This is a genomic window from Pseudonocardia sp. ICBG162, from assembly GCF_020496225.1.
In the GTDB taxonomy this organism is placed as follows: Bacteria; Actinomycetota; Actinomycetes; order Mycobacteriales; family Pseudonocardiaceae; genus Pseudonocardia; species Pseudonocardia alni.
Genome location: NZ_JAHLJD010000013.1, coordinates 461,835 through 487,535, shown reverse-complemented (window position 1 = coordinate 487,535; position 25,701 = coordinate 461,835). Strand labels below are relative to the sequence as shown.

Here is a 25,701-nt window from a genome sequence, read left to right as displayed (position 1 = left end):
CCGCGCGCCCCGCGCACCAGCCGATTACCCGGCCCGTCACCGCAGCCCGGTCAGACCCGCCCGACCTGGTAGTCGCCCTGGTCGCTGGTCACGACCACGGGGACCTCGACCTGCTCGCCGTCGACGACGGCCTGGCAGGTGAACTGTGTGCCGGCCGACACCTCGACGTCCTCCGGGCAGGCGATCGCACCGACCTGCAGCCCGTAGTCCTGGGTGAGGACCTGGTTGACCCCGGCCTGCAGCGCGGTGCGGTCGAGCCGGTCGCTGCCGAGCACGCCCGCCCAGAACAGCGCACCGACCACGAGTGCGGCCACCACCACGGCGCCGACCCCGGCCAGGACGTACAGCCGCGTCCGCGACGGGGAGCGGACCGCGTCCCGGGAGACCCAGGGCTCGTCCTCACCGGGGCCGGGGTTCTGCTGCCACCCGCCCGGCCCGGACCCGCCGTCGGCCGGGACGGCCGCGGTGGTCTGCGCGTCGGCCCAGGGCGACCCGGGCGACGACGCGGGGACGGCGTCGGTGGGGGCTCCGGCCTCGGCGGCCCGGCGACGGGCGCGGCGCCCGGTCGGGACGGCCCATCCGCCGTCGGTGCCGGTGTCGGCGCCTGCCTCGTCGCCCCACAGCGACTCACCGCGGGCCGGGTCCCCGGCGGACCCGTCGTGGGCGGCCCAGCCGCCGGTGTCGCCGCTGTGGCGTCCGCCCGCGGGCGGGACGGCGTCCCAGCCGCCGGTGCCCTGCGCGGGTGCGCCGCCGGCGTCGTGGGCGGCCCAGCCGTCACGGTCGTCGTGGTCGGGGGACCAGGCTCCGGTGGTCTCGGGGTCGGCGCCCCACCCGCCGGGCGGCGGCGTGCCCCAGGCGGGGATCTCCCCGGTCCGCTCCGCGGCATCCTCGGGATGCCGGTCCGGTCCCTGCGGGTTGTTCATCGCCTACTCGTCCGCCCGTCTCTCTCGTCGTGCCGTCGTGACTGCTGGTGCTGCTCGTGACTGCTACTGCATACCGGCCGCGACCACGCCGCGCCGGACCGCACCGGAGGCCCGGTGGGCCGCCTTCCCGACCGCGCTCGACCGCCCGGCGACCCCGGCGATCTGGTCGAGCAGGTCGAGGACCTGCCGGGTCCAGCGTACGAAGTCGCCCGCGGACAGCTCGTGCCCGTTCCGTTCGGCGGCCTCCAGGACCTGTGCCAGGGACTCGCCGCGCGCCCACCGGTGCATCGGCCAGGCGAAGGCCAGGTCGGGTGCGCGGGTGCGTTCGGCCTTGTGCCGGCGCTGGTCGGCGTCGAGCTCCTCCCACAGCCGCACGGTGCGCTCCAGGGCGTCGGACACCGGGCCGGTGGGCAGCCGCGGCATCGGTGCGTCGTCGCGGCGGGACTCGTAGACCAGCGCCGAGACGACCGCGGCCAGCTCGTCGGGCTCCAGGCCGTCCCAGGCGCCGTGCCGCAGGCACTCGGCGGCCAGCAGGTCCGACTCGCCCCACAGCCGGGCCAGGACCCGTCCGTGCGCGGTGATCTCCTCCTCGCCGGGCTCGGTCTCCCCGGCCGGGACGAGGTAGCCGCGCTCGGCGAGCAGCGCGCGGATCCGGTCGAAGGCCCGGGCCAGCGAGTGCGTCGTGGCCCGCACCTTCTGCCGCAGCGTCTCGGTCTCCCGCTCCAGCCTCGCGTGCCGCTCCGCCCAGCGGGCGTGCGCCTCGCGGTCGTCGCACCCGTGGCAGGGGTGCGCGCGCAGGGCCCGGCGCAGGGTCGACAGCTCCGGGTCGTCCTGCACCCCGGGCCGGCGACGACGCCCGAGGGCGCGCCCCTCCCCCAGCCGGGAGGCACGCAGCGAGGAGGCCAGGTCCCGGCGGACCTGCGGGGAGCGGTGCTCGACCCGCTTCGGCAGCTTGATCCGGCCCAGCACCTCCACCGCGTCCGGGAAGTCCGCCGCCGACAGCCGTCCCGCCCAGCGGTCCTCGGTGCACACCAGCGGCCGGGCCTCGGCGTCGCGGCCCGCGGCCGACACCGCCCCGATCCCCGGGTCGAGCACCACGGCGATCCCGGCGCGCTTGCCCGAGGGCACCGCGATCACGTCGCCGGGGCGCAGCTCGCGCAGCGACTCCGAGGCCTCGTCGCGGGCGGCGACGGTGTTCTGGCGGCGCAGCGACTTCTCCCGGTCGGAGATGCGCCTGCGCAGGTCGGCGTACTCGGCGAAGTCGCCGAGGTGGCAGCTCATCGCCTCCCGGTAGCCGTCCAGGGCCTCGGCGTTGCGGTCGATCCGCCGGGCCAGCCCGACCACCGAGCGGTCGGCCTGGAACTGCCCGAAGGACCGTTCCAGCAGCTCGCGGGCGGCGTCGGTGCCCAGGCGCCCGACCAGGTTGACCGACATGTTGTAGACCGGCCGGAACGAGCTGCGCAGCGGGTAGGTGCGGGTGGAGGCCAGCCCGCCGACCTGCTCCGGGTCCATGCCGGGTGCCCACAGCACGACGGCGTGGCCCTCGACGTCGATCCCGCGCCGCCCGGCGCGCCCGGTGAGCTGGGTGTACTCGCCGGGGGTGAGGTCGACGTGGGCCTCGCCGTTGTACTTGACCAGCCGCTCCAGCACGACGGTGCGGGCGGGCATGTTGATGCCCAGCGCCAGGGTCTCGGTGGCGAACACGCACCGCACCAGGCCGGCGACGAACAGCTCCTCGACGGTCTCCTTGAACGCAGGCAGCAGCCCGGCGTGGTGGGCGGCGACGCCGCGTTCGAGGGCCTCGCGCCACTCCCAGTACCCGAGCACGCCGAGGTCGGCCTGCGGCAGGTCGCCGGTGTGCTTCTCGACGATCCGGCGGATCTCGTCGACCTCCTCGGGCACGGTCAGGCGCACCCCGGCCCGCACGCACTGGCCGACCGCGGCGTCGCAGCCGGCGCGGGAGAAGACGAACGTGATCGCGGGCAGCAGCCCCTCGCGGTCGAGCCGGTCGATCACCTGCACCCGCGACGGCGGCCGGAACCCACCGCGCGACGGCCCGCCCCCGCGCGGCCCCCGCCCGACGACGGCCGTGGAGTCGGTCTTCCCGCCCCGGGTGCGGCCGCGCTGCGGACCGCCCCGGCCGCGCGGCCCGCGGTCGCCCGCCCGGTCCGAGGCGCGGGAGGTGGTGAAGTCCCGCCGCGCCATCTCGCGGGTGTAGCGGACCAGCTCCGGGTCGACGACGACCTCACCGGGCCCGCCGGGGGTGCTCCGCTCGCCGAACATGTCGAACAGCCGGTTGCCGACCATCATGTGCTGCCACAGCGGCACCGGGCGGTGCTCGTCGACCACCACGCGGGTGTCGCCGCGGACCTCGACCAGCCAGTCGCCGAACTCCTCGGCGTTGCTGACCGTGGCCGAGAGCCCGACGACCGCGACGTGCTCGGGCAGCTGGAGGATGACCTCCTCCCAGACCGCGCCGCGGAACCGGTCGGCCAGGTAGTGGATCTCGTCCATCACCACGTAGCCGAGGTGGTCCAGCCGCCGGTTCGCCGCCTTGTCGGAGTCCGCGTAGATCATGTTGCGGAGCACCTCGGTGGTCATCACGACCACCTGGGCGTCGCCGTTCACCGCGGTGTCGCCGGTGAGCAGGCCGACCGCGTCCGCGCCGTAGCGGGCGACCAGGTCGGCGTACTTCTGGTTGGACAGCGCCTTGATCGGCGTGGTGTAGAAGCACTTGCGGCCCTCGGACAGGGCCAGGTGCACGGCGAACTCTCCCGCGACGGTCTTGCCGGCGCCGGTGGGCGCACAGAGCAGGACGCCGTGGCCGTCCTCCAGGGCCTCGCACGCCTCGCGCTGGAACGGGTCCAGGTCGAAGGGCATCAGACCGGTGAACTCGGCCAGCCGCGGGTAGGCGGCGCGGGCCTTCGCCGCCGCGTACGCGGCGGCCGGGTCGGCGGCGGAACCATTCACGGCCCCAGGCTGTCACACGGCACCGACACCCTGCTCCGTCACGGCGTGAGCCGGGCCACGTGGCACCGCCGGGCTACTCCGGGTGGGCGAACTCCGCCTCGACGATGTCGGGGTTGATCTCCGTGCCGTGGTGCTCACCGCGGCAGATGGCGGCCATTAGGCCGTCCTTCTCGATGTCGAACACGTGCAGCGGCAGGCCGTGGTCGCGGGCCAGGATGAACGCGGTCTGGTCCATCACGGCCAGCCGGCGCGACAGCACCTCGTCGTAGGGCAGGCGCTCGTAGCGGCGGGCGTCGGGGTTGGTGCGCGGGTCGGTGTCGTAGACGCCGTCGGTGCCGTGCTTGGCCACCAGCAGCGCGTCCGCGCCGATCTCCAGGGCGCGCTGCACGCTCGGGTAGTCGGTGGTGATGAACGGCTGCCCGTTGCCGCCGGAGAAGATCAGGATGGCGTCCTTCTCCAGGTGCCGCTTGGCGCGCAGCCGCAGGAACGGCTCGGCGACGGCGTTGATCGGGATCGCGGTCATCACGCGGACGTTCTCCTCACCGCCCGCGGAGAGCTTGCCGCGCAGCAGGAGACCGTTGATCACGGTGCCGAGCATGCCGATGTTGTCGGCCTCGACGCGGTCGATCCCCCAGGTCTCGGAGCGGTTGCCGCGGAACACGTTCCCGCCGCCGACGACGACCGCGACCTGCACCCCCAGCGCGCGCATCTGCCGGATCTGGTCGGCGAGGTGGGACAGGGCCTGCGCGGAGAACCCGAAGCCGTCGGCACCGGCCATCGCCTGTCCGCTGAGCTTGATGACCACCCGGTTGTACTTCATCTGTCCCGACCCGCTCCTCAGTGCCGCCCGACCCGATCCGGGGGGCAAGCCTACGGAGCCGTGCCGGACGGGGCCGCGGGGGGATCCGCGGCACCGCCCCGGTCAGGTGATGTCGTCGTAGCGGGGCGGCTCGGGGGCGGTCCCGTTGGTCCCGGCACCCCCGGTGCGGCCGTTCGCCGCACCCGTGGTGCCGCCGTCCGGGGCGACGACGGGGGTCCGGGTGGTCGACACCGGCGCGGGGGCCTCGATCCGGGACGGCTCGATCCGCGACGGCCCCTCGATCGGCGACGGCGTCGTGTCCAGCGGCGAGGGCTCGTCCGGGTCCAGGGAGTCCCAGCCCTCGGCGGCGCGCCGGCGGGCCCGGCGGCGGTCGGTGATCCGGCAGACCTGGATGGCCGCCTCGAACAGCAGGGTCAGCGCGAACGCCAGCGCCAGCATCGAGATCGGGTCCTGGCCGGGCGTGGCGATCGCGGCGAAGCAGAACAGCCCGAAGATCAGCCCGCGCCGGGAGCGGCGGAGCACGTCGTAGGACACGACCCCGGCCGCGTTGAGCGCGACGACCAGCAGCGGGATCAGGAAGCTGACCCCGAAGATGATGATCAGGTTCACGACCAGCGAGAAGTACGACGTGCCGGTCAGCGCCGTCGTCTGGATCTCGCTACCGATCGTCAGCAGGAAGCCGAGCGCCTGCGGGATGATCAGGTAGGCGAGCACCGCGCCGGCGACGAACAGCACCGCGGCCACCGAGACGAAGCCCAGCGCGTAGCGGCGCTCCTTCTTCAGCAGGCCCGGGGTGATGAAGCCCCACAGCTGGTAGAGCCAGATCGGGCAGGCCAGGATCACCCCGGCCGTCGCCCCGACCTTCAGGCGCAGCATGAACTGGTCGAACGGGGTGGTGCCGAGCAGGGTGCAGGCGTTCGGGTCGGCCGTCAGCGACGCGCGCGCCGAGGGCGGCAGCGAGCAGTACGGCTCCTTGAGCAGCTCACCCAGGCTCGGGAAACCGAAGAACGAGACCTCGAACCAGATGTAGCCGAACACCGTCGTCACCACGATCGCGGCGAGCGAGATGCCGAGCCGGTTGCGCAGCTCGTAGAGGTGCTCGATCAGGGTCATGGTCCCGTCGGGGTTGAGCCTGCGCTTCCGACGGAACGGTGCCTTCACGGGAGGAGATGCCTCAGGCGGTCGGACCGGCGGGCCGGTCGGTGGCCTGCGCCGGCGGCTGCTGCGAGGCCTGCTGCGGGGCCGGGGCGGACTGCTGCGGGGCCGGGGCGGTCTGCTGCGGCGCCGGGGCGGCCGCGGGCAGCTCCTGGGCCGGCTTGGGCTCCTCGGCCTGCCGGGTGCGGGCGTCGTCGTCCTTGAGGCCCTTCATCTCGCCCTTGAACACGCGGGCGGACTGGCCGACCGACCGCGCCATCTCGGGCAGCTTCTTCGCGCCGAACAGCAGGAGCAGAACGGCGATGATGATCAGCCACTCGTAGCCACCGGGCATGGGGTCCACCTCGCGTCGATCGGGCCGGGTCGACACCGAGTGTAGACACGGGCGAATCGGTCGCCCGGTCCCCCCGTCCTGGGACGTGGCTCCGGTCACCCGGTGTTCATCCCGCCGTCGTCATCCTGTCGCATTCCCCCTTCGGGGCAGTCGAGATGACTCAGGGTGACGCGTCGGCGATCCGCAGGGCCTCCCGGGCCCGTTCGCGCACCGCCGTCGCCAGCTCCGGGGGCTCGACGATGCGGGCCGCGCCACCGAGCCCCAGCACGAGGCGGACCAGCCAGTCGTCGTCGGCGAAGCGGAGCAGCACCCGCAGCCGGTCGTCGCCGCCCGACGCGGCGGGCACCGGGTCCGGCGCGCCGGGCGGCGGGTCGCCCTCCACCAGCTCACCGGTACCGGTGCGCACCTCGTCGACCGGGTAGTACTCGGCGACCCAGTGCGCGTCCGGGTCGAGCTCCAGGACCGCGTACCGGTGCTCGGCGCGCGGGCTGAACAGCCCGTGCGAGACGTCGACGGGCCGGGCCTCGGGGTGGGCGCGGGCCGGTTCGTCGAGCTCCTCGGCCTGCTCCACCCGGTCCAGGCGGAACATCCGCACGTCCTCGGCGCGGCGGCACCACGCCTCCAGGTAGCCGCGCCCGCCGCTGACGACCAGCCGCATCGGGTCGACGTCGCGGCGGGACACCGCGTCACGGCCCGCGGTGAAGTACACGATGCGCAGCGCGCGCCCGCGGTCCAGCGCCCGGCGCACGACGGCGGTGGTGTCGCGCTCGCCGATCCCGGACTCGACGGTGACCAGACCGCCCGGGCCGGCCGCCTCCCCCACCGCGGCCTCGACCTTCGCGATGGCCCGCCCGACGGCGTCGGAGTCGACCACCCCGGCGGTCTGGTGCAGCATCCGCAGCGCCACGAGCAGTGCGGTCGCCTCGGTGGTGGTCAGGCGCAGCGGCCGGGTCAGCCCGGCGTCGAAGACGACGTCGACGGTGTCCCCGGCGAAGGACAGGTCGACCAGGTCACCCGGCCCGTAGCCGGGCAGCCCGCACATCCAGAGCAGCTCCAGGTCCTTGCGCAGCTGCCGCTCGTCGACGCCGAAGTCCGCGGCGGCCTCGGCGACCGGCACCCCGGGGTGCGCCCGCAGGTAGGGCACCAGCGACAGCAGCCGGGGCAGGCGCTGGGCGACGCCCTGGCGGCTCACGTGCGGGTCCCGAGGGCACCGGCGCCCAGCGCGGCCTCCCACAGCTCGCGGACCGCGCGGGCCAGCTCCGGCGGGTCGAGGACGGCGACGTCCGGGCCGTGCCCGGCCAGCCAGCGCGCGACGGTGCCCCGGTCGCGCAGGTCCAGCTCGATCTCCACGCCCGGCCGTCCGGCGTGCTCGCGCGGCCCGCGCTCGCGGCCGGTGCGGCGCAGCCCGGCCGCACGGCCCGCCGCGACCCAGACCCGTGCGGTGCCCGACACCGACTGCGGGCCCGCCGAGGCACGCACCAGCGCCCGCAGGTCGACGCCCTCGGGCACGGTGACCGCGCCCTCCGGTCCGACGGCGCGGACCGGGCCCTCGACGCGGGAGAGCCGGAAGCAGCGCACGTCGTCGCGGTCGCGGTCGTGGCCCACCAGGTACCAGCGGCCCCGGAACGACACCACGCCCCACGGCTCGACGGTGCGCCGCACCAGCTCCCCGGTGGGGCCGCCGCGGCGGTGGTCGAAGGTGACGACGCGGCCGGTGCGCACCGCGCCCAGCAGCGGCGCGAGGGCGGGCTCGCCCGCGGCGGCACCGGGGCGGATCGCCGCGGCCGGGGTCTCGGCGACCTCGACGCCCGCGGCGCGCAGCTTCACCAGCGCCCCGTGCGCGGCGCCGGCCAGCTCCGGGGAGTCCCACAGGTTCCCGGCCAGCGCGACGACGGTCGCCTCGTCCGGGTCGAGGTGGATCTCGCCGAGCTCGTAGTCGGCCCGGGCGATCCGGTAGCCCTCCACGGTGTCGAACACCGAGTTGTGGCCGGTCTCCAGGGGTACGCCCAGCTCGCGCAGCTCGGCCTTGTCCCGCTCGAACATCCGGAAGAACGCCTCGTCGCCGGTGCCGTCGGCGTAGCCGGGGACGATGGACCGGATCCGCTCCGCGGACAGGTACTGGCGCGTCGACATCAGGCAGAGCACCAGGTTGACCAGTCGCTCGGCGCGGGCGGAGGACACGACGGGCATCGTAGCCAGGCCGGACGGGACGGATCGGGCGCCCCGGGCCGCGGGCACCCGGGACCGCGCCGGGGTGTCTCATCCTGCGACAGGGTCGTTGACGGCGGCGCGCGGACGGCAAAGGCTCGACCCCGGGTGCGGCGCCGCGGCCGTACCGGCACGTGGAGGTGACGCATGTCCGGTGAGCAGGAGACGTTCAACCCGTGGACCGTGGTGAACCTGGTGTTCCACCACCTGGCCGACCAGGGTCTGCACCCGGTGCTCGGGGAGACCGGGGACCCGGCCGCGGCCGCGACCGGGCTGCTGCGGTCGATGGGGATCGCCCCGGCGCCGGAGAAGGCGGGTCCGGCCGACCCGGAGGTGCAGGACGAGCTGGCCGAGCTGCGCCGCCGGATCATGCCCGGGATCGAGTGACCCGGCACCGGTGATCTAGTTTGCGCTCCGCACCGGACGGACCGGTCCGCGAGAGGGGCGCCGATGGAGCAGCAGACCGAGCGCGCGATCGTGCAGCGGCAGCTCGAGGAGCTGCACGGGGCGGTCGGGAGCCCCGGCGGGGTGCCCGACGGGCGGGTCGTCGCGTACTACCCGCCGTCGATGGCCGGGCAGGCGCAGCTGTTCGGGCTGGCCGCCACCGACATCGAGGGCACCCAGTGGGAGGTCGGCGACGCCGGGGTCCGCTTCCCGCTGCACTCGATCTCCAAGGTGTTCACCTACGGCCTGGCGCTGGAGGACAACGGCCGCGAGGAGGTCCTGCTGCGGGTCGGGGTCGAGCCCTCCGGCGACCCGTTCAACTCGATCAGCTTCGACGAGGTCAACCACCGCCCGTTCAACCCGATGATCAACGCGGGGGCGCTGGTCGCGGTGAACCTGGTGCACGGCGCCACCAAGGAGGAGAAGGTCGAGCGGCTGCTGACCCGGCTGCGGATCTACGCGGGCAACCCCGACCTGGCCGTCGACGAGGACGTCCTCGCCGAGCAGCTGGTCTCCAACGACCGCAACGTCGCGCTGTCCTACCTGATGCGCAGCCTGGGGATGCTGCACGGCAACATCGAGGACAACCTGTACGTCTACCTGGCGGCCTGCTCGGTGACCGTCACCGCCGCGGAGCTGTCGACGATGGCGGCGACCCTGGCCCGGGGCGGGGCGAACCCGTTCACCGGGGTGCCTGCGCTGCCGCGGACCTACACCCGTGACGTGCTCAGCGTGATGAGCATGTGCGGCATGTACGACGCGGCGGGGCAGTGGGCCTACGAAGTCGGCATCCCGGCCAAGTCGAGCGTGTCCGGGGCGATCCTGGCGGCGATCCCGGACGCGATCGGGGTCGGCGTCTACTCCCCCGGGCTGGACCGGCACGGCAACTCGGTGCGCGGGATCGCGGTGTGCCGGGAGCTGTCGGACCGGTTCGGGCTGCACGTGTTCGCCGACCCGTCGGAGTCGCGGCTGGGCCGGATCGTGCGCCCGGGCCGGCGGGAGGAGGCGACCGAGATGTACCCCTCCGGCGACGGCTGGCTGCCCGACGGGCTCTAACGATCCGGCGCGGCGGACGAGTCCTCCGGGGACATCGTCGTCGACACCGGGAGCAGGGCACGCATGGCCACGTTGGACGTCGTCGCGGACCGGGCGCTGCGCCGGGCCGGGGCCATCCGGTTCCACCGCCGCCACCGCGGGGAGGCGGCGGCGCTCCTCGCCACGATCGAGGCCGAGCGCGGTCCGTCCGACCCGGCGCTGGCCCGGGCGTGCGACGCCTGGGCCGGCGACGTGCTGGGCTGGCGCGGCTACGCCCCCTGGCTGCGGGTCTACGCCGCGGTGGCCGGGGAGTTCCGGGAGGGCTGGATCCCCGACAACTACTACGGCCGGGTCGTGCTCCCCGCCGTGCAGGGGCCCTACGGCGAGGTCTCGAAGCTCAAGCCGCTGTCGCGGCGGCTGCTGCGGTCCGACCTGATCGCCGACGTCGCCTACTGGGTCAACGGCGGCCTCTACGACCGCGACCTGCGCCACCTCGACCGCGCCGGGCTCGCGTCGGTGCTGTTCGCCGGCTCCGACCGGGCGGTGTTCAAGTCCGACGACTCGATCCAGGGCGCCGGGGTGCGGGTGCTGCACCGGTCGGGGTTCGACCCCGCCGAGCTCGACGGGCTGCCGTCGGGGGTGTTCCAGAGCTGGGTCGACCAGCACCCGCTGCTGGCGGGGTTCACCCCGGGCTCGGTGGCGACGATGCGGGTCACCACCGTCGTGACCGACAACGGCGTCGCCTCGGTCCGGGCCGCCTACCTGCGGTTCGGGCGCGCCGCCGACACCCACGTGCGCTCCGACAGCCACGTGCGCGTCGCCGTGGACACCTCGACCGGCCGGCTCGCCGACCACGGCCTGACCCCGCGCTGGACGCGCGTCGACGCCCACCCCGACTCCGGTGCGGGGTTCGCGGGGACCACCGTGCCGGGTTTCGACGGGTGTGTCGCGGCGGTGCTGGAGCTGCACCGGGGGATGCCGTTCGCGCGCTGCGTCGGGTGGGACCTGGCCGTCGACGCCGACGAGCGGCCCGCCGTACTGGAGTGGAACGCCGGGCACAACGACATCAAGTTCTCCGAGGCCGTCCAGGGCCCCTGCTTCGCGGACATGGGCTGGGAGCGGCTGTGGCGACCCGTGGCCCGGATCCCGGCCCCGCGGCGGCCCGGGCAGTAGGTTCTGCGACCGGACACCCCCGACGAAAGGGACACCGATGGTCGCGCAGGCCGAACGCGAACTGGTCCAGCAGCAGTTCGAGGACCTCCGCAGCACCTGTACCGCCGGCAGCGGCAGCCTGCTGCCCGGCGAGGAGGTCGTCAGCTACTACCCGGCGTCGATGGAGGCCCGGGCCGAGGAGTTCGGCCTGGCCGGCACGAACGTCGACGGCACGCAGTGGCAGGTCGGCGACTGCGACGTCCGCTTCCCGCTGCACTCGATCTCGAAGGTCTTCACCTACGGGCTCGCGCTGGAGGACAACGGCCTGGCCGAGACGCTGCGCCGGGTCGGGGTCGAGCCGTCGGGCGACCCGTTCAACTCCATCACCTTCGACGAGACGCACAACCGCCCGTTCAACCCGATGATCAACGCGGGCGCGCTGGTCGCGGCGAACATGGTCAAGGGGGCCACCGGGGAGGAGCGCGCCGAGCGGCTCCTGGAGCGCAACCGGGTCTACACCGGCAACCCGTCGCTGGAGATCGACCGCGCGGTCCTCGACGAGCAGCTGGTCTCCAACGACCGCAACCTCGGGCTCAGCTACCTCATGCGCAGCCTGGGGATGCTGCACGGCGACATCGACGACACCCTCTACGTCTACCTCGCCGCCTGCTCGATCACGGTGACCGCGCCGGAGCTGTCGGCGATGGGCGCGACGCTGGCCCACGGCGGGGTCAACCCGCTGACCGGTGAACGGGCGCTGTCCCGCGAGCACCTGCGCACGGTGATCAGCGTGATGAGCATGTGCGGGATGTACGACGCCGCGGGCGAGTGGGCGCACGACGTCGGCATCCCGGCCAAGAGCGGGGTGTCCGGCGGGATCATGGGTGTGCTGCCGCGCTGGTTCGGGCTCGGCGTGTACTCCCCCGGCCTGGACCGGCACGGCAACTCGGTGCGCGGCGTCGCGGTCTGCCGGGAGCTGTCGTCGCGGTTCGGGCTGCACGTGTTCGCCGACCCGCAGGAGTCGCGGTTCGGCCGGATCGCCCAGCCCGACTGAGCCGTACCCCGGGGTGGGCGGCCGCCCACCCCGGGGCCGCGGTCAGAGCGAGGCGATCAGGCGGTCCACCCGCTCGTCGACGGCGCGGAACGGGTCCTTGCACAGCACGGTGCGCTGGGCCTGGTCGTTCAGCTTCAGGTGCACCCAGTCGACGGTGAAGTCCCGCCCGGCGGCCTGCGCGGCGGCGATGAAGTCCCCGCGCAGCTTCGCCCGGGTCGACTGCGGCGGGGTGTCCTTGGCCGCCTCGATCTCGCCGTCGTCGGTGACCCGGTCGACCAGCGCCTTGCGCTGCAGCATGTCGAACAGGCCGCGGCCGCGGCGGACGTCGTGGTAGGCCAGGTCGAGCTGGGCGACCCGGGCGCTGGACAGGTCCAGGTCGTGCCGGGCCCGGTAGCGCTCCACCAGCCGGTGCTTGATCGCCCAGTCGATCTCGCGGTCGATCTTCGACAGGTCCTGGGACTCGACGGCGTCGAGGGTGCGGCCCCACAGCTCGACGACGCGCGCCATCGCCGGGTCCGGGTGCCCGGTCGCCTCCAGGTACTCCACGGCGCGGGCGTGGTACTCGCGCTGGATGTCCAGCGCCGAGGCCTCCCGGCCGCCGGCCATCCGCACCGGGCGGCGCCCGGTGAGGTCGTGGCTGATCTCGCGGATCGCGCGGATCGGGTTGTCCAGGGTGAAGTCCCGGAACTGGACGCCGGCCTCGATCATCTCCAGCACCAGGGTGGCCGACCCGACCTTGAGCAGGGTCGTCACCTCGGACATGTTCGAGTCGCCGACGATCACGTGCAGCCGCCGGTAGCGCTCGGCGTCGGCGTGCGGCTCGTCGCGGGTGTTGATGATCGGCCGGGACCGGGTCGTCGCCGAGGAGACGCCCTCCCAGATGTGCTCGGCCCGCTGGGACAGGCAGTACACGGCGCCGCGCGGGGTCTGCAGGACCTTCCCGGCACCGCAGATGAGCTGGCGGGTGACCAGGAACGGCAGGAGCACGTCGGCGATCCGGGAGAACTCGCCCTGCCGCGCGACGAGGTAGTTCTCGTGGCAGCCGTAGGAGTTCCCCGCGGAGTCGGTGTTGTTCTTGAACAGGTAGATGTCCCCGCCGATGCCCTCGTCGACCAGGCGCCGCTCGGCGTCGACGAGGAGGTCCTCGAGGATCCGTTCACCGGCCTTGTCGTGCGACACGAGCTGGGTCAGCGAGTCGCACTCCGCCGTGGCGTACTCGGGGTGCGACCCGACGTCGAGGTAGAGACGGGCACCGTTGCGGAGGAAGACGTTGGAGGACCGGCCCCACGACACCACCCGGCGGAAGAGGTAGCGCGCCACCTCGTCCGGGGACAGTCGGCGCTGTCCGTGGAAGGTGCACGTGACACCGAACTCCGTCTCGACCCCGAAGATCCGACGCTGCATGCCGTTCAGGGTAGGCGCCCGACCCCCTCTACTGTCACGACTGTGAGTGGATGGTTCGAACGCGTCGCCCGCAGGTCCCGTCGTCTGGACCGCGGGGTGGACTCGGTGTCCCGGGCCGACCGGGCGGTCACCGAGTTCATCGCGAGCCGTCCACCGAGCCGGGTGGACACCTCGGTGCGCCGGCTCACCCGCACCGCCGACCACAGCGTGCTGTGGTTCGCGATCGCCGCGGCGCTGTCGGTGCGCCGGGGGGCCGGGCGCAAGGCGGCGATGCGCGGGATCGCGTCCATCGCGCTGACCAGCTTCACCGCGAACGCGCTGCTCAAGCCGTTGCTGCCGCGCCGGCGGCCGGCCGCGGCGGAGCTGCCCGCCTACCGGACGGTGGCCGACCCGCCGTCGTCGTCGTCGTTCCCGTCGGGGCACGCCGCCTCGGCCGCGGCGTTCGCGACCGCGGTGGTGATGGAGAACCGCCGGGCCGCGCCGGTCGTGGTGCCGCTGGCGGCGCTGGTCGGCTGGTCGCGGGTGCACGTGGGCGTGCACTGGACCTCCGACGTGATCGTCGGCGCGGCGATCGGCACCGGCGTGGCGAAGCTGACGAACCGCTGGTGGCCGGTGCGTCCCAGCGACGAGGCCCGCGCCCGCCCGATCGACACCGTCCCGGTCCTGCCGCAGGGCGAGGGCCTGGTCATCGTGTCGAACCCGTTCTCCGGGCCGCCCGACCACGACGTGTCCGACGAGGTCCGCGAACGGCTGCCCGCGGCGCACCACCTCGTCGTCGGGGACGGGGTGAAGGTCGAGGACATGCTGACCGACGCGATCGCACAGCGCGGGCAATGGGTGCGCGCCGTGGGCGTCGCGGGCGGGGACGGCACCGTCGCCACCGCCGCCGCGGTCGCGGACCGGCACGGCCTGCCGCTGGTCGTCGTGCCGGGCGGGACGCTGAACCACTTCGCCCGCGACGTCGGCGTCTACGACACCCAGGAGGCCGTCGACGCCACCCAGGCCGGGGAGGCCGTCGCGGTCGACCTGGCACTGGTCGAGGCCCACCCGGGCCGCCTCGACGACCCCGAGGACGTCTCGGTCACCCGCACCCGCTACTTCATCAACACCGCGTCGATCGGCTCCTACCCGGAGCTGGTGCGGCTGCGTGAGCAGTGGCAGCCGCGCTACGGCAAGTGGCCGGCGTTCGCCGCGGCGCTGATCACGGTGCTGCAGCGCTCGGAGAAGATCTCGGTCCGGATCGGGGACCGCTGGTACAAGGTCTGGTTCCTGTTCGTCGGCAACGGCCCGTACCACCCGCGCGGCGCGGTGCCCGCCTGGCGGCCGACGCTGGACTCGGGCCTGCTCGACGTCCGCTGGCTGCGCGCCGACGTGCGGTTCTCCCGGCTGCGGGTCGTCCTCGCGCTGATCCTGGGGGCCCTGGGGCACAGCCGGGTCTACCACCAGCGGGAGGTGCCCAGCCTCGACGTCGAGCTGCTGGAGCCGAGCATGCTGGCCACCGACGGCGAGGTCGTCGAGGAGGCCGGGCGTTACACCTTCCGGGTCGCCGAGAAGCCGATCCCGGTCTACCGCCGCGACGAGGACCGCTGGACCGGGCGGGACCGCCCGTTCCAGGGATGAGCGGCGTGCCGACGGGCACCCCGCCGACGGGCACCGTGCTGCTGCGGTCGGTGCGGCCGCTGCGGCCCGGCTGCGACGGCCTGGGCGACCCCGTCGACGTGCTCCTGGACGGGGGCCGGGTGCGCGCCGTGGGCGCCGGGCTCGACCCGGGCGGCGCCGAGGTCGTCGGGTGCGACGGGCGGGCGCTGCTCCCGGGGCTGTGGGACCACCACGTGCACATGGCGCAGTGGGCGCTGGCCCGCCGCAGGCTCGACGTGTCCGGCGCCCGCTCGGCCGCCGGCGCCGCGGCACTCGTCGCGGCCCGGATGGCGACCGCGCCGCCCGCCCCCGGTGAGGTGCTGGTCGGGTTCGGGTTCCGCGACGCGCTGTGGCCCGACGAGGCGCACCGCTCGCTACTCGACCCGGTCACCGGTGACACCCCGGTCGTGCTCGTGTCCGGGGACCTGCACCAGGGCTGGCTCAACGGCGCCGCGCTGGCCCGCTTCGGGCACGGCGGGCACCCGACCGGCCGGATCCGGGAGTCGGAGTTCTTCGCCGTCGTCTCCCCCGCGCTGCAGGACGCACCGACCGAGGCCCTCGACGGGTTCGTCGCCGACGCCGTCGCCGCGGCCTCGGCGCGCGGGGTGGTCGGCGTCGTCGACTTCGAGGCGCCGTGGTCGCTGCCGGACTGGCGGCGCCGGATCGCCGGCGGCACGACCGGGCTGCGGGTCGAGGCGTCGGTGTGGCCCGACCGCCTCGACGACGCCCTGGCCACCGGGCTGCGCAGCGGCGACGTCGTCGAGGGCACCGGGGGCCTGCTCACCGCGGGCCCGCTGAAGGTGATCACCGACGGGTCGCTCAACACCCGCACCGCCTACTGCTACGACCCCTACCCCGCGCCGCCGGAGAACCCCCTGGAGCACCCGTGCGGGCTGCTGCTGGTCCCGCCGGCACAGCTGCGGCCGCTGCTGGCCCGGGCGCACGCGGGTGGGCTCACCGCGGCCCTGCACGCCATCGGCGACCACGCCAACACCCTGGTCCTCGACGCGTTCGCCGGGACCGGGGCCCGCGGGCGGGTCGAGCACGCCCAGCTGCTCACCGGCGACGACGTGCCCCGCTTCGCCGGGCTCGGCCTGGTCGCGAGCGTGCAGCCCGAGCACGCCCTCGACGACCGCGACGTCGCCGACCGGCTCTGGGCGGGCCGCACCGACCGGGCGTTCGCGTTCGCGTCGCTGCACCGCGCCGGGGCCCGCCTCGCGCTCGGCTCCGACGCCCCGGTGGCGCCGCTGGACCCGTGGATCGCGCTCGCCGCGGCCGTGCACCGCACCGCCGACGACCGGGACCGCTGGCACCCCGAGCAGGAGATCGACCGGGCGACCGCGCTCGGTGCGTCGTTCGGGGTGGTCGACGGCTCTGCCGCCGCGGTCGTCGTGGGCGCGCCCGCCGACCTCGTGCTGACCGACGCCGACCCGACCTCCTGCGACCCGGCGACGCTGCGGGCCATGCCGGTCGCGGCGACGCTCGTCGGCGGCCGGTTCACCCACCGCGCCGGTGTCTGACCCGGGGGTGCACGAGCGGGTCGGGCTCCCGGGCGGGCCGCTGGACCTGCTGCGTCCCGCCGATCCGGACGCCGTCGCGTTCGACCCGGTCGCCGTCGACGAGGGTGTGGAGGAGCTGCACCCGCCGCACTGGGCGCGGCTGTGGCCGTCCGGGCGGGCGCTGGCGACGGCGCTGGACGACGCCGGTCCCGCCCTGCTGGCCGGACGCTCGGTGCTGGAGCTGGGTTGCGGGCTGGGTCTGCCGTCGCTGGTGGCCGCCCGGGCCAGGGCGCACCCGGTGCTCGCGACCGACCGCTCCCCCGCCGCACCGGAGTGGGTGGCGGCGACCGCGCGCCGCGCAGGGCTGCGGGTCGCGACCGCGGTCGCCGCGTTCGACGGCACCGGCGACGCCCTCGGCGGCCGCGGCTGGGACCTGGTCCTGGCCGCCGACGTGCTCTACGGCGCGGCCGCCGCCGACGCGCTCACCGCGCTGCTGCCGCGGGTGACCGGCCCGGACGGGCAGGTGTGGCTGGCCGACCCGGGGCGCCCCGAGACGCCGCGCTGGCTCGACGCGGCCCGGGAGACCTGGACGGTCACGACCCGCCGGCTGCCGGGCGGGGTGGACCTGCACGTCCTGCGCCGCCCCTGACCGTGCGGTCGGGGGCGCCGCCACTGCGGATGCCGTCGCACCGACCGGCTGCGATCATGGCCGGTGCACCGCGCAACGTCCTCCGGAAGGGGTTCCGCCATCCTCCGCCTGCCTCGGGCCGCCGCCTTCGCCGGCCTGGCCGTGACGTTCGCCGTGGTGATGCTCGGGGCGACGATGCCGACCCCGATGTACGCGCTCTACCAGCGCGAGCTCGGGTTCTCCCCCACCGTCCAGACCGTGATCTTCGCGCTCTACGCGGTCGGTGTGCTCGCCGCGCTGCTGGTCACCGGCCGGTGGTCGGACCAGCTGGGGCGGCGACCGGTGCTGCTGGCCGGGGTGGCGCTGTCGCTGGCGTCGAGCGTGGTGTTCCTGGTCGCGGGTCCGGTGTGGGTGCTGCTGGTGGGGCGGCTGCTGTCCGGGTTCTCCGCCGGGATCTTCGCGGGGGCGGCGACCGCCGCGGTCATCGAGGCCGCACCGGAGTCCTGGCGCGAACGCGGGGCCGCGGTCGCGACCGTCGCCAACATCGGCGGGCTCGGGCTCGGCGCGGCGCTCGCCGGGGTGGCCGTGGAGTACCTGCCCGCGCCGCTGCACCTGTCCTTCGCGGTGCACGCGGTCGCCGTCGCGCTGTGCGGGCTGCTCGTGCTGGGCGCCCCGGAGACGGTGACCGACCGGCCCGCGCACCCGGCGCTGCGGCCGCAGGTCCCCGAGGTGCCGCCCGCGGTGCGCGCGGTGTTCGTGCCGGCGGCGACGGCCGGGTTCGCCGGGTTCGCGGTGCTGGGCCTGTTCACCGCGCTGTCCCCGCGGATCGTGTCGGATCTGATCGGGATCGCGAACCACGCCGTCGCCGGGGCGATGTCGCTGCTGCTGCTGGGCGCCTCGGTGCTCGCGCAGCTCGCGGTCCGCACCGCGCCCACCGAGCGGATCCTCGCCCTGGGCTGTGTGCTGCTGGCGGCCGGTCTCGCGCTCGTCGCGCTGTCGGTGGCGCAGGGCTCGATGGCCGAGCTGGTGGCCGGCGCGGTGGTCGCCGGGGCCGGTCAGGGCATGACGTTCTCCAAGGGTCTGGCCGCGGTGAACGCGCGGGTGGAGGCCCACCAGCGGGCGGGGACGACGTCGTCGTACTTCGTGGTGGTCTACGTGGCGATCTCGCTGCCGGTCGTCGGCCTGGGCGCGGCGAGCCAGGCGTGGGGGCTGCGGACCGCGGGGATCGTGTTCTGCGTCGCGGCCGCGGTGCTCGCGCTGCTGGCGCTGGCGGCGCTGCTGGTCATCCAGCGGCGCGACGCGCGCGCGGCCGTGTGAGCCGTCACCGGTAGCCCGTCGTGTCGGCGGGCAGTCCCGCGTCCTGGACCTCGGTGACGTAGCGCCAGGCGTCGGGCCGGGACCCGTCGACGTCGTCGACCCCGTAGACCCGCCCGAGCTCGCCCGAGGAGGTGGAGCGGCCGTTCCAGCGGTGCCGGTCGGGGTCGGCGGCCAGCGCGGCGATCCCGCGGCCGACGAACCGCGGGCTCTCCGAGATCGCGAAGTGCGGCTCGGCCGCGCACGCGTCGCGCCAGGTGTCGGCGGTGACCCCGAACTGCTCCAGCATGATCTCCGAGCGCAGCCAGCCCGGGGTGACCGCGACCGCGGTCCCGCCGTGCCCGCGCAGCTCGTGCGCCCAGGACCGGGCCAGCCGGATGGGCGCGATCTTGGCGAGGTCGTAGAAGACGTTGAGCCGGTAGTTCTCGGCGTTGTAGGTGTCGGTGCCGTCGGTGACCTCGACGACGAGGCCGCCGGGTGTGCGGGAGAGCAGCCCCAGGGCGTGGTGGGCGGTGACGAGGTGGGTCTCGACCGCCAGGCGCAGCGTGCGCAGCCCGTTGTCCAGGTCGAGTTCCCAGACCGGGACGTCCCACTCGACCATCATCTCGCCGCCCCAGATGTCGTTGACCAGCACGTCGAGCCGGCCGTGGTCGCGCTCGACCCGCGCCACCAGCGCCGCGACCGCTCCGGGGTCGAGGTGGTCGGTGGGCACGGCGATGCCGGTGCCGCCCGCGGCGGTGACGAGATCGGCGGTGTCCTCGATCGTCTCCGGCCGGTCGTACTCCGAGCGGGCCGCGCGGGTGCTGCGGCCGGTGCAGTACACGACCGCGCCGGCCGCGCCCAGCTCGACCGCGATCCCCCGTCCGGCGCCGCGCGTCGCGCCCGCCACCAGCGCCACCCTGTCCCTCAGGTCCGTCATACCGGGCAGCGTGGCAGTGACCGGATTGTTTGTAAACGAGCATTCGGTTATGTTCATCGGAGCCGAGCCGACGAGGGGACCGACCCGCAGCATGTTCGAGACGACCACCGAGATCACCGACCTCCAGCGGCTGCTGGACGCCTCCGTCTCCGGAGCCGGGGACCACCTGCGCAGCATCGTCACCCCCGGGGAGCGGACGCTCACCGCCGAGCAGCTCGTCCGGGTCGCCACCGGCATCTGCACCCTGGCGCTGGCCACCACCACGCGGGGCGGCGAGCCCCGCGTCAGCGGCGTGGACGGGCACCTGCTGCACGGTGCGTGGGTCGTGGGCACCGACCCGCGCGCGGTCAAGGCGCGCCACCTCGCGGCCCGCCCCGCGGTCAGCGTCGCCCACCTGCGCGGCGACGACCTCGGGATCTTCACGCACGGGACGGCGCACCCGCTGAACCCGGCCGGCGGCCCGGAGCACCCGCGGTGGCCCGAGACCCTCGGCTACCTGAAGGACTGCTACGGACCGGACGGGTTCGTCTGGGACGAGGTGGTCTTCTACCGGATCGAGCCCACCTGGATGGTCGCCTACAGCCCCGACCCGGCCGGCCTCTCCGGATCCGCGGCGTCCGTGGCGCCGCCCGCCTGAGAGGGTGAGCCGTGCCCCGTCGCAAGCAGGTCCCCGACGCGGACGTCCTCGACGCCGCCCTCGACGTGCTGCATGCCCACGGCCCGCAGGCGCTCACCTTCGCCGCGCTGGCCGAGGCGAGCGGGCTGGCCCCTGCGACCCTCGTGCAGCGCTTCGGCGGCAAGTCCGACCTGCTGCGCCGGACCCTGCTGCACGCGTGGGACCGGCTCGACCGCCAGACCGCCGGGGACGGGGCCCGGGCGGAGCGCACGCCGGAGGGCGCCGTCGCGTTCCTGGTCGGGCTCTCCGGGCAGTACGGCGGGATCGACAGCTACGCCGACGCGCTGCTGGTCCTGCGCGAGGACCTCCTCGACCCCGACGTACGACGACGGGGCGCCGCCTGGCAGCAGGCACTCACCGACGTCCTCGACGCGTGCCTGGCCGGCACCCCGGGCGCCCCGGACGGCGCCGGCGCGCTCCTGGCGACCCACTGGCAGGGCGCCCTGCTGTGGTGGAGCTTCGACCCCCGGGAGCCGGTCGCCGAACACGTGGAGCGGGAGCTGACCCGGTTCGTGGCCGCGGTGCTCACGCCTCCGGCAGGTTCTGCACGTGCCGGAACCCGAACCGGCCCTTGATGCACAGGTGCCCGTGGGTGACCGAGTGGTCCGCCGGGCTGGTGACGTTGACGATCTCGCCCCGCTGCACGTGCAGCTCCAGGTTGCAGCCGACCCCGCAGAACGAGCAGATCGTCGTCGTGACGGTCTCCTCGTCGGGGTGCCAGTCGCCGGCCTCGCGACGGTCGTGCTCGGCGACGGACTTCAGCGCCCCGGTCGGGCAGACCCCGATGCAGTTGCCGCAGTAGACGCACGCCGAGCCGGGCAGCTCGACGTCGTGCTCGGTGGCGATGCGGGCGTCGAACCCGCGGCCCGCGGCGGCGATCGCGAAGGTGAACTGGGCGTCGGTCCCGCAGGCGTTGACGCACTTGTAGCACATGATGCAGCGCGAGTAGTCCCGCACGTAGAGCTCGTTGTCGATCTTCACGGGCTGGGCGACGGTCGCCCTCGTCGCCCCGTCGGGAGCCGGGTGGTGCCCGGCGTGGCGGCGGTCGCGCTCCCCCGCCGCGGCCGGCGGCGCGGGCGGTCCGTAGCGCTCGGGGTCGACGCCGTAGTCGGTCATCCAGCGCGCCACGTCGGCGCTCGCCTGGGTCATGTCCACCGAGGACGCCAGCAGCTCCAGCACCATCCGGCGGCTGTGCCGGACCTTGTCGGTGTCGGTCCGCACCTCCATGCCGTCCTCGCAGCGCCGCGCGCAGGAGGGCACCAGCGCGCGGGAGCCCTCGACCTCGACCACACAGACCCGGCAGGCGTTGACCGGGTCCATGTTCGGCGCCCAGCACAGGGTGGGGGTGTCGGCCTGGGCGGGCGAGCCCTCGCGGTGCAGGGCGTCGAGGATCGTCGCGTCCTCCGGGACCCGGACCTCGGTGCCGTCCAGCGAGACGGTGACGGTGCGCCGGATCGCGCCGAGCATCACCGGGCCGCCGGCGAGCCGTTCGGCCGGTCCGGGGCCGGAGCCCGCCGGGTCGGCCACGGTCACGCCGACCGCGCCGGCCCCGTTCGTGCGGTGCAGGGCGGCGACGCCCTCCCCCGCGCCGGGGCCGTCGCCGGGGGTGCCGTTGCCCGACGACGCGTCCGCCTCGGGCGCGCCGTCGACCTCCCCGGCCCGGGGCGCCCGCGAGCCGCCGCCCGGCCCCATCGGGCCCTTGCCACCGGTCGTGGTCATCGACGCCCCCCGTGTCCGTTCGACGAGTGCGACGGCGCCGCGATCAGTCCCAGGTCGAGTGCGGAGCCGACGGCCGACGGCGCGGTCTGCCCGAGCCCGCAGATCGACGCGTCGCGCATGACGCGGGCGAGGTCGTCGAGCAGGGCCAGCTCGGTCTCCCGCGACCCGAGCGGGGCACCGCGTTCCAGCCGGGCTAGTGCCTCCTCCTGGCGCACCGTCCCGACCCGGCACGGCACGCACTGCCCGCAGGACTCGTCGCGGAAGAAGGCCGCGATCCGGCGGAGGGTGGCGGTGAGGTCGGCGCGGTCGTCGAACACGAGCACGACGCCGGACCCGAGGGTGGCGCCGATGTCGCGGGCCCCCTCCAGGGTGAGGGTCACGTCGAGGTCCTGCGGGAGCACGAACCCGCCCGCGGCGCCGCCCAGCAGCACGGTGCGCAGCGTGCCGCGGGTGCCGCCGGCGAGGTCGAGCAGCTCGCGCAGGGTGGTGCCGAAGTCGACCTCGTACACCCCGGGGACGCCGACGGCACCGGACACGCAGAACAGCTTCGACCCGGTGGACCGGCCCCCGCCGACCGCGGCGAACGCCCCGCCGCCGATGTTCAGCACCTCCAGCACGTTGTAGAGGGTCTCGACGTTGTTGATCGCGGTCGGCCTGCCGAACAGCCCGGAGGTCGCCGGGAAGGGCGGCTTGTTCCGCGGCTCGCCCCGGTAGCCCTCGATCGACTCCAGCAGCGCGGTCTCCTCACCGCAGATGTAGGCGCCCGCCCCGCGGCGCAGGTCGATGTCGAAGGCGAAGCCCTCCCCCATGACGTCGTCGCCGAGGTGGCCGCGCGCCCGGGCCGCGGCGATCGCGTCCTGCAGCCGGCGGGTGGCCAGCGGGTACTCGCCGCGGACGTAGAGGTGCCCGACGGTGGCGCCGGTGACGTAGCCGGCGATGGTCATGGCCTCGACCAGGCCGAACGGGTCGCCCTCCATGAGCACCCGGTCCTTGAAGGTGCCCGGCTCGGACTCGTCGGCGTTGCAGACGAGGTGGTGCGGGCGCTCCGGGGACTGCGCCACACCCTCCCACTTGACGCCGGTGGGGAACGCGGCGCCGCCGCGCCCGGTGAGCGAGGCGTCCTTGAGCTCGGCGATCACCCGGGTGGCACCGAGGCGGACCGCGCGGCGCAGCGCCGCGTAGCCGCCGCGGGCGCGGTAGTCGTCGAGCGAGGTGGGGTCGACGACGCCGACGCGGCGCAGCAGCCGCAGGTGCTCCCCGGTCCGGGTCTGCGGGGCCGAGACGGTGGTGTCGGCGAAGGCCCGGTCGGCGTCGGCCGCCTGCTCCCCGGCCGGGTCGGCGGGCGCGTGCGCCGCGGCGAGGACGGCCTGCGGGGTCGCGGGGGCCTGGGACAGGTCGGGCTCGCCCGCGCGCTGGTGCAGCACCGCGGGCGCCCGCTCGCACAGTCCCAGGCAGGGGCTGCGCACCACGCAGGCGCGCCCGCCGTCGAGGTCGCGTTCCAGCGCCGCGACGATCTCCTCACCGCCGGACGGGCCGCACGCCACGTCGTCGCAGACGTGCACCACCCGCGGGGCTCGCGGCTCGACGGAGAACATCGCGTAGAAGGTGGCGACGCCGTACACCTCGGCCGGCGGGACCTGCAGCGTCCGCGCGACGTGGTTCAGCGACCCCTCCGACAGCCAGCCCGCCGCGTCGTGCACCGCGTGCAGCAGCGGCAGCAGCAGGTGGCGCCGCGAGCGGGCGGCGTGCCCGGCGTGCGCCGACCGGGTCGGCCGGTCCCCGGCGGTGGCGTCCGCGGCGGTGGGGGCGAGCAGCGCGAACGCGGCGTCGATCGTGTCCCGTTCGGCCGCGGTCGGTGCGGCGGTGGAGATGTGGAGATCCATTCACAGCCTCTCGATCCGCACCGCGGTCGCCTTGAACTCCGAGGTCCCCGACTTGGGGTCCCAGGCGTCATTGGTGAGCGCGTTGACGTCGACCTGCTCGGTGAAGTGCGGGGTGAACGACGCCAGCCCCGGCCGCAGCGACCGGTCGACCCACACCGGCGCCTCGACACTGCCGCGACGGCTGGTGACCCGCACCCGGTCGCCGTCGGTGACGCCGAGCGCGGCGGCGTCGGCCGCGTCGATGCGCAGCGACTCGCGGCGGCGCAGCGGCGAGGCGTAGCCGCCGGTCTGCACCCCGGAGTTGTAGGCGTCGAGCAACCGCACCGTGGTGAGCCGGATCGGGTACTCCTCGGTGAGCTCGTCGGCCGGCGGGACGTGCTCGACCGGGGTGAACGGCGCCGGCGTCCCGCGCTCGTCCGGGTCGTCGGCCCACAGCCGGGTGTGCATCAGCGGGGTGCCCGGGTGGTCCTCGGCGGGGCAGGGCCACTGGATGCCGCCGAGGGTGTCGAGGCGGTCGTAGCTCATGCCGTGGTGCCAGTTCAGCGACACCGAGCGCAGCTCGTCCCACACCTGCTCGGCGGTCGGCTCGCCCCAGTCGTGCCCGAGGCGCTGCGCGACGCCGCAGATGATGTGGGTGTCGGGGCGGGCCAGGCCCGGCGGGTCGAGGGCCCTGCGGACCCGCTGGACGCGGCGCTCGGAGTTGGTGACGGTGCCCTCGTACTCGCACCAGTCCGCGGCGGCGGGCAGCACGACGTCGGCGAGCTCGGCCGTGGCGGTGCGGAAGATGTCCTGAACGACGAGGTGGTCGAGGGAGGACAGCAGGTGCCGGGCGTGGGTGGCGTCGGCCTCGGACTCGGCCGGGTTCTCCCCGATGCAGTACAGCGCGCTCATCTGCCCGGCCTCCATCGCCTCGAACATCTGCGACAGGTGCCTGCCGGGACGGTCGGGGAACTCCACGCCGCCGTAGACGGCGTGGAAACGGGCGTGGGCCTCGGCGTCGCCGACGTCGTAGCCGCCGGGCAGCTTGGCCGGGATGGCGCCCATGTCGCCGCCGCCCTGCACGTTGTTCTGCCCGCGCAGCGGCACCAGGCCGGAGCCGTAGCGGCCGACGTGCCCGGTCAGCAGCGCGAGGTTGATCAGGGCGAAGACGTAGTCGGCGGCGTTGTGGTGCTCGGTGATGCCCAGGGTCCAGCAGATCTGGGCGCGGTCGGCGCGGGCGTAGGCGTGCGCCAGCTCTCGGATCGACGACGCCGGGACCCCGGTGATCTCCTCGGCGCGCTCCAGCGTGTACGGCTCCACCGCGGCCCGGTAGTCCTCGAAGCCGGTGGTGGAGCGCTGCACGAACGCGTGGTTCACCAGCCCGGCGTGGATGATCTCGCGGCCGACCGCGTTGGCCAGCGCGATGTCGGTGCCCACGTCGAGCCCGAGCCAGGAGTCCGCCCAGTGCGCGGTCGAGGTGTGGCGCGGGTCGACCGAGAACATCCGGGCGCCCTTGCGGATCCCCTGCAGCACGTGGTGGAAGAAGATGGGGTGCGTCTCGCGGGCGTTACTGCCCCACAGGACGAGGAGGTCGGCGTTCTCCGCCTCGACATAGGCGGAGGTGCCGCCGCCGGCACCGAACACTGCCGTCAGACCGACGACGCTGGGAGCGTGTCAAGTGCGGTTGCAGCTGTCGACGTTGTTGCTGCCCATCACCGCCCGGGCGAACTTCTGCGCGACGTAGTTCATCTCGTTCGTCGCCTTCGAGCAGCTGAACATGCCGAATCGGTCGCCCGGGACACCGGCGAACCCGGCCGCGGCACGGTCGAGGGCCTCGTCCCACGAGGCCGGGCGCAGCACCCCGTTCTCGCGGACCAGCGGCTCGGTGAGGCGGACGTGGCGGGGGCGGAAGCCCCGCCGCGATCCCTGTGGGCGGGTGGCGGTCAT

The 25,701-nt window shown here is 74.8% G+C and carries 22 protein-coding genes; 10 read left to right on the top strand and 12 right to left on the bottom strand.

Annotation, left to right across the window (positions count from 1 at the left end):
• Positions 1-50: 50 nt before the first annotated feature.
• The 7 genes from KPL60_RS05640 to KPL60_RS05610 form a co-directional block, all read right to left on the bottom strand.
• Entirely contained in the window at positions 51-923 is an 873-nt protein-coding gene (locus tag KPL60_RS05640) for a DUF4333 domain-containing protein (RefSeq protein WP_226357157.1), read from the bottom strand.
• A 63-nt stretch (positions 924-986) separates the two neighbouring features.
• Positions 987-3,893, bottom strand: coding sequence for an RNA helicase (locus tag KPL60_RS05635; RefSeq protein WP_226365131.1), 2,907 nt, complete (start codon positions 3,891-3,893; stop codon positions 987-989).
• Positions 3,894-3,966: 73 nt separating this feature from the next.
• Positions 3,967-4,713 carry a UMP kinase gene (gene pyrH, locus KPL60_RS05630; protein ID WP_062395067.1) on the bottom strand — a complete coding sequence of 249 codons (747 nt, stop codon included), beginning with the start codon at positions 4,711-4,713 and terminating at the stop codon, positions 3,967-3,969.
• A gap of 102 nt (positions 4,714-4,815) precedes the next feature.
• Positions 4,816-5,826 carry a twin-arginine translocase subunit TatC gene (tatC, locus tag KPL60_RS05625; RefSeq protein WP_226357159.1) on the bottom strand — a complete coding sequence of 337 codons (1,011 nt, stop codon included), beginning with the start codon at positions 5,824-5,826 and terminating at the stop codon, positions 4,816-4,818.
• Positions 5,827-5,887: 61 nt separating this feature from the next.
• Complete coding sequence (gene tatA, locus KPL60_RS05620) at positions 5,888-6,202, bottom strand: Sec-independent protein translocase subunit TatA (protein ID WP_226365130.1); 315 nt, start codon at positions 6,200-6,202, stop codon at positions 5,888-5,890.
• 160 nt (positions 6,203-6,362) lie between these two features.
• The gene (locus KPL60_RS05615; protein WP_226365129.1) at positions 6,363-7,394 is read right to left on the bottom strand and encodes a YafY family protein; all 1,032 of its coding nucleotides are present in this window, start codon (positions 7,392-7,394) and stop codon (positions 6,363-6,365) included.
• Positions 7,391-8,383, bottom strand: a complete 993-nt coding sequence (locus tag KPL60_RS05610) for a YafY family protein (RefSeq protein WP_226365128.1) — start codon at positions 8,381-8,383, stop codon at positions 7,391-7,393. The genes KPL60_RS05615 and KPL60_RS05610 overlap by 4 nt, the downstream gene beginning before the upstream one ends.
• Positions 8,384-8,557: 174 nt before the next feature.
• On the opposite strand from KPL60_RS05610, the gene KPL60_RS05605 reads away from it, so the two are divergent.
• The 4 genes from KPL60_RS05605 to glsA (KPL60_RS05590) all read left to right on the top strand — a co-directional run bounded on the left by KPL60_RS05605 (position 8,558) and on the right by glsA (KPL60_RS05590) (position 12,095).
• A complete protein-coding gene (locus KPL60_RS05605) occupies positions 8,558-8,797 on the top strand; it encodes a hypothetical protein (RefSeq protein WP_073574845.1) in 240 nt (79 codons plus the stop codon).
• Between the two features lie 63 nt (positions 8,798-8,860).
• On the top strand, positions 8,861-9,910 hold the full coding sequence (gene glsA, locus KPL60_RS05600) for a glutaminase A (protein WP_226357162.1): 1,050 nt from the start codon (positions 8,861-8,863) through the stop codon (positions 9,908-9,910).
• Between the two features lie 63 nt (positions 9,911-9,973).
• A complete protein-coding gene (locus KPL60_RS05595) occupies positions 9,974-11,062 on the top strand; it encodes a sugar-transfer associated ATP-grasp domain-containing protein (protein WP_226365127.1) in 1,089 nt (362 codons plus the stop codon).
• Positions 11,063-11,099: 37 nt separating this feature from the next.
• The gene (gene glsA, locus KPL60_RS05590) at positions 11,100-12,095 is read left to right on the top strand and encodes a glutaminase A (RefSeq protein WP_226365126.1); all 996 of its coding nucleotides are present in this window, start codon (positions 11,100-11,102) and stop codon (positions 12,093-12,095) included.
• Positions 12,096-12,137: 42 nt separating this feature from the next.
• On the opposite strand, the gene pafA is transcribed toward glsA (KPL60_RS05590), so the two are convergent.
• On the bottom strand, positions 12,138-13,499 hold the full coding sequence (pafA, locus tag KPL60_RS05585; protein WP_226357165.1) for a Pup--protein ligase: 1,362 nt from the start codon (positions 13,497-13,499) through the stop codon (positions 12,138-12,140).
• A 42-nt stretch (positions 13,500-13,541) separates the two neighbouring features.
• Here pafA and KPL60_RS05580 point away from each other — a divergent pair, with 42 nt between their 5' ends.
• From KPL60_RS05580 to KPL60_RS05565, 4 genes are all read left to right on the top strand, one after another.
• Positions 13,542-15,119: a phosphatase PAP2 family protein gene (locus KPL60_RS05580; RefSeq protein ID WP_226365125.1), complete on the top strand. Its 1,578-nt coding sequence runs from the start codon at positions 13,542-13,544 to the stop codon at positions 15,117-15,119.
• Between the two features lie 5 nt (positions 15,120-15,124).
• Positions 15,125-16,657 (top strand): amidohydrolase, encoded by a 1,533-nt coding sequence (locus tag KPL60_RS05575; RefSeq protein ID WP_226365124.1) that lies wholly within the window; start codon positions 15,125-15,127, stop codon positions 16,655-16,657.
• A complete protein-coding gene (locus KPL60_RS05570; RefSeq protein ID WP_226365123.1) occupies positions 16,650-17,285 on the top strand; it encodes a methyltransferase in 636 nt (211 codons plus the stop codon). The genes KPL60_RS05575 and KPL60_RS05570 overlap by 8 nt, the downstream gene beginning before the upstream one ends.
• Before the next feature lie 63 nt (positions 17,286-17,348).
• On the top strand, positions 17,349-18,581 hold the full coding sequence (locus tag KPL60_RS05565) for an MFS transporter (RefSeq protein ID WP_226365122.1): 1,233 nt from the start codon (positions 17,349-17,351) through the stop codon (positions 18,579-18,581).
• A gap of 4 nt (positions 18,582-18,585) precedes the next feature.
• Here KPL60_RS05565 and KPL60_RS05560 read toward each other — a convergent pair whose 3' ends face one another.
• A complete protein-coding gene (locus KPL60_RS05560; protein ID WP_226365121.1) occupies positions 18,586-19,497 on the bottom strand; it encodes an SDR family oxidoreductase in 912 nt (303 codons plus the stop codon).
• A gap of 91 nt (positions 19,498-19,588) precedes the next feature.
• On the opposite strand from KPL60_RS05560, the gene KPL60_RS05555 reads away from it, so the two are divergent.
• Entirely contained in the window at positions 19,589-20,134 is a 546-nt protein-coding gene (locus KPL60_RS05555; RefSeq protein WP_226365120.1) for a pyridoxamine 5'-phosphate oxidase family protein, read from the top strand.
• An 11-nt stretch (positions 20,135-20,145) separates the two neighbouring features.
• Entirely contained in the window at positions 20,146-20,748 is a 603-nt protein-coding gene (locus KPL60_RS05550) for a TetR/AcrR family transcriptional regulator (RefSeq protein ID WP_226365119.1), read from the top strand.
• Here the strand turns inward: KPL60_RS05550 and KPL60_RS05545 are convergent.
• From KPL60_RS05545 to KPL60_RS05535, 3 genes are read right to left on the bottom strand one after another with little or no spacing between them, the layout of a single operon-like run.
• The gene (locus KPL60_RS05545; RefSeq protein ID WP_226365118.1) at positions 20,699-21,892 is read right to left on the bottom strand and encodes a 2Fe-2S iron-sulfur cluster-binding protein; all 1,194 of its coding nucleotides are present in this window, start codon (positions 21,890-21,892) and stop codon (positions 20,699-20,701) included. The two genes, KPL60_RS05550 and KPL60_RS05545, sit on opposite strands and share 50 nt — an antisense overlap.
• Positions 21,889-23,775, bottom strand: coding sequence for an NAD(P)H-dependent oxidoreductase subunit E (locus tag KPL60_RS05540; protein ID WP_226365117.1), 1,887 nt, complete (start codon positions 23,773-23,775; stop codon positions 21,889-21,891). Before KPL60_RS05540 ends, KPL60_RS05545 begins: the two co-directional genes overlap by 4 nt.
• The gene (locus KPL60_RS05535; RefSeq protein WP_226365116.1) at positions 23,776-25,701 is read right to left on the bottom strand and encodes a molybdopterin oxidoreductase family protein; all 1,926 of its coding nucleotides are present in this window, start codon (positions 25,699-25,701) and stop codon (positions 23,776-23,778) included.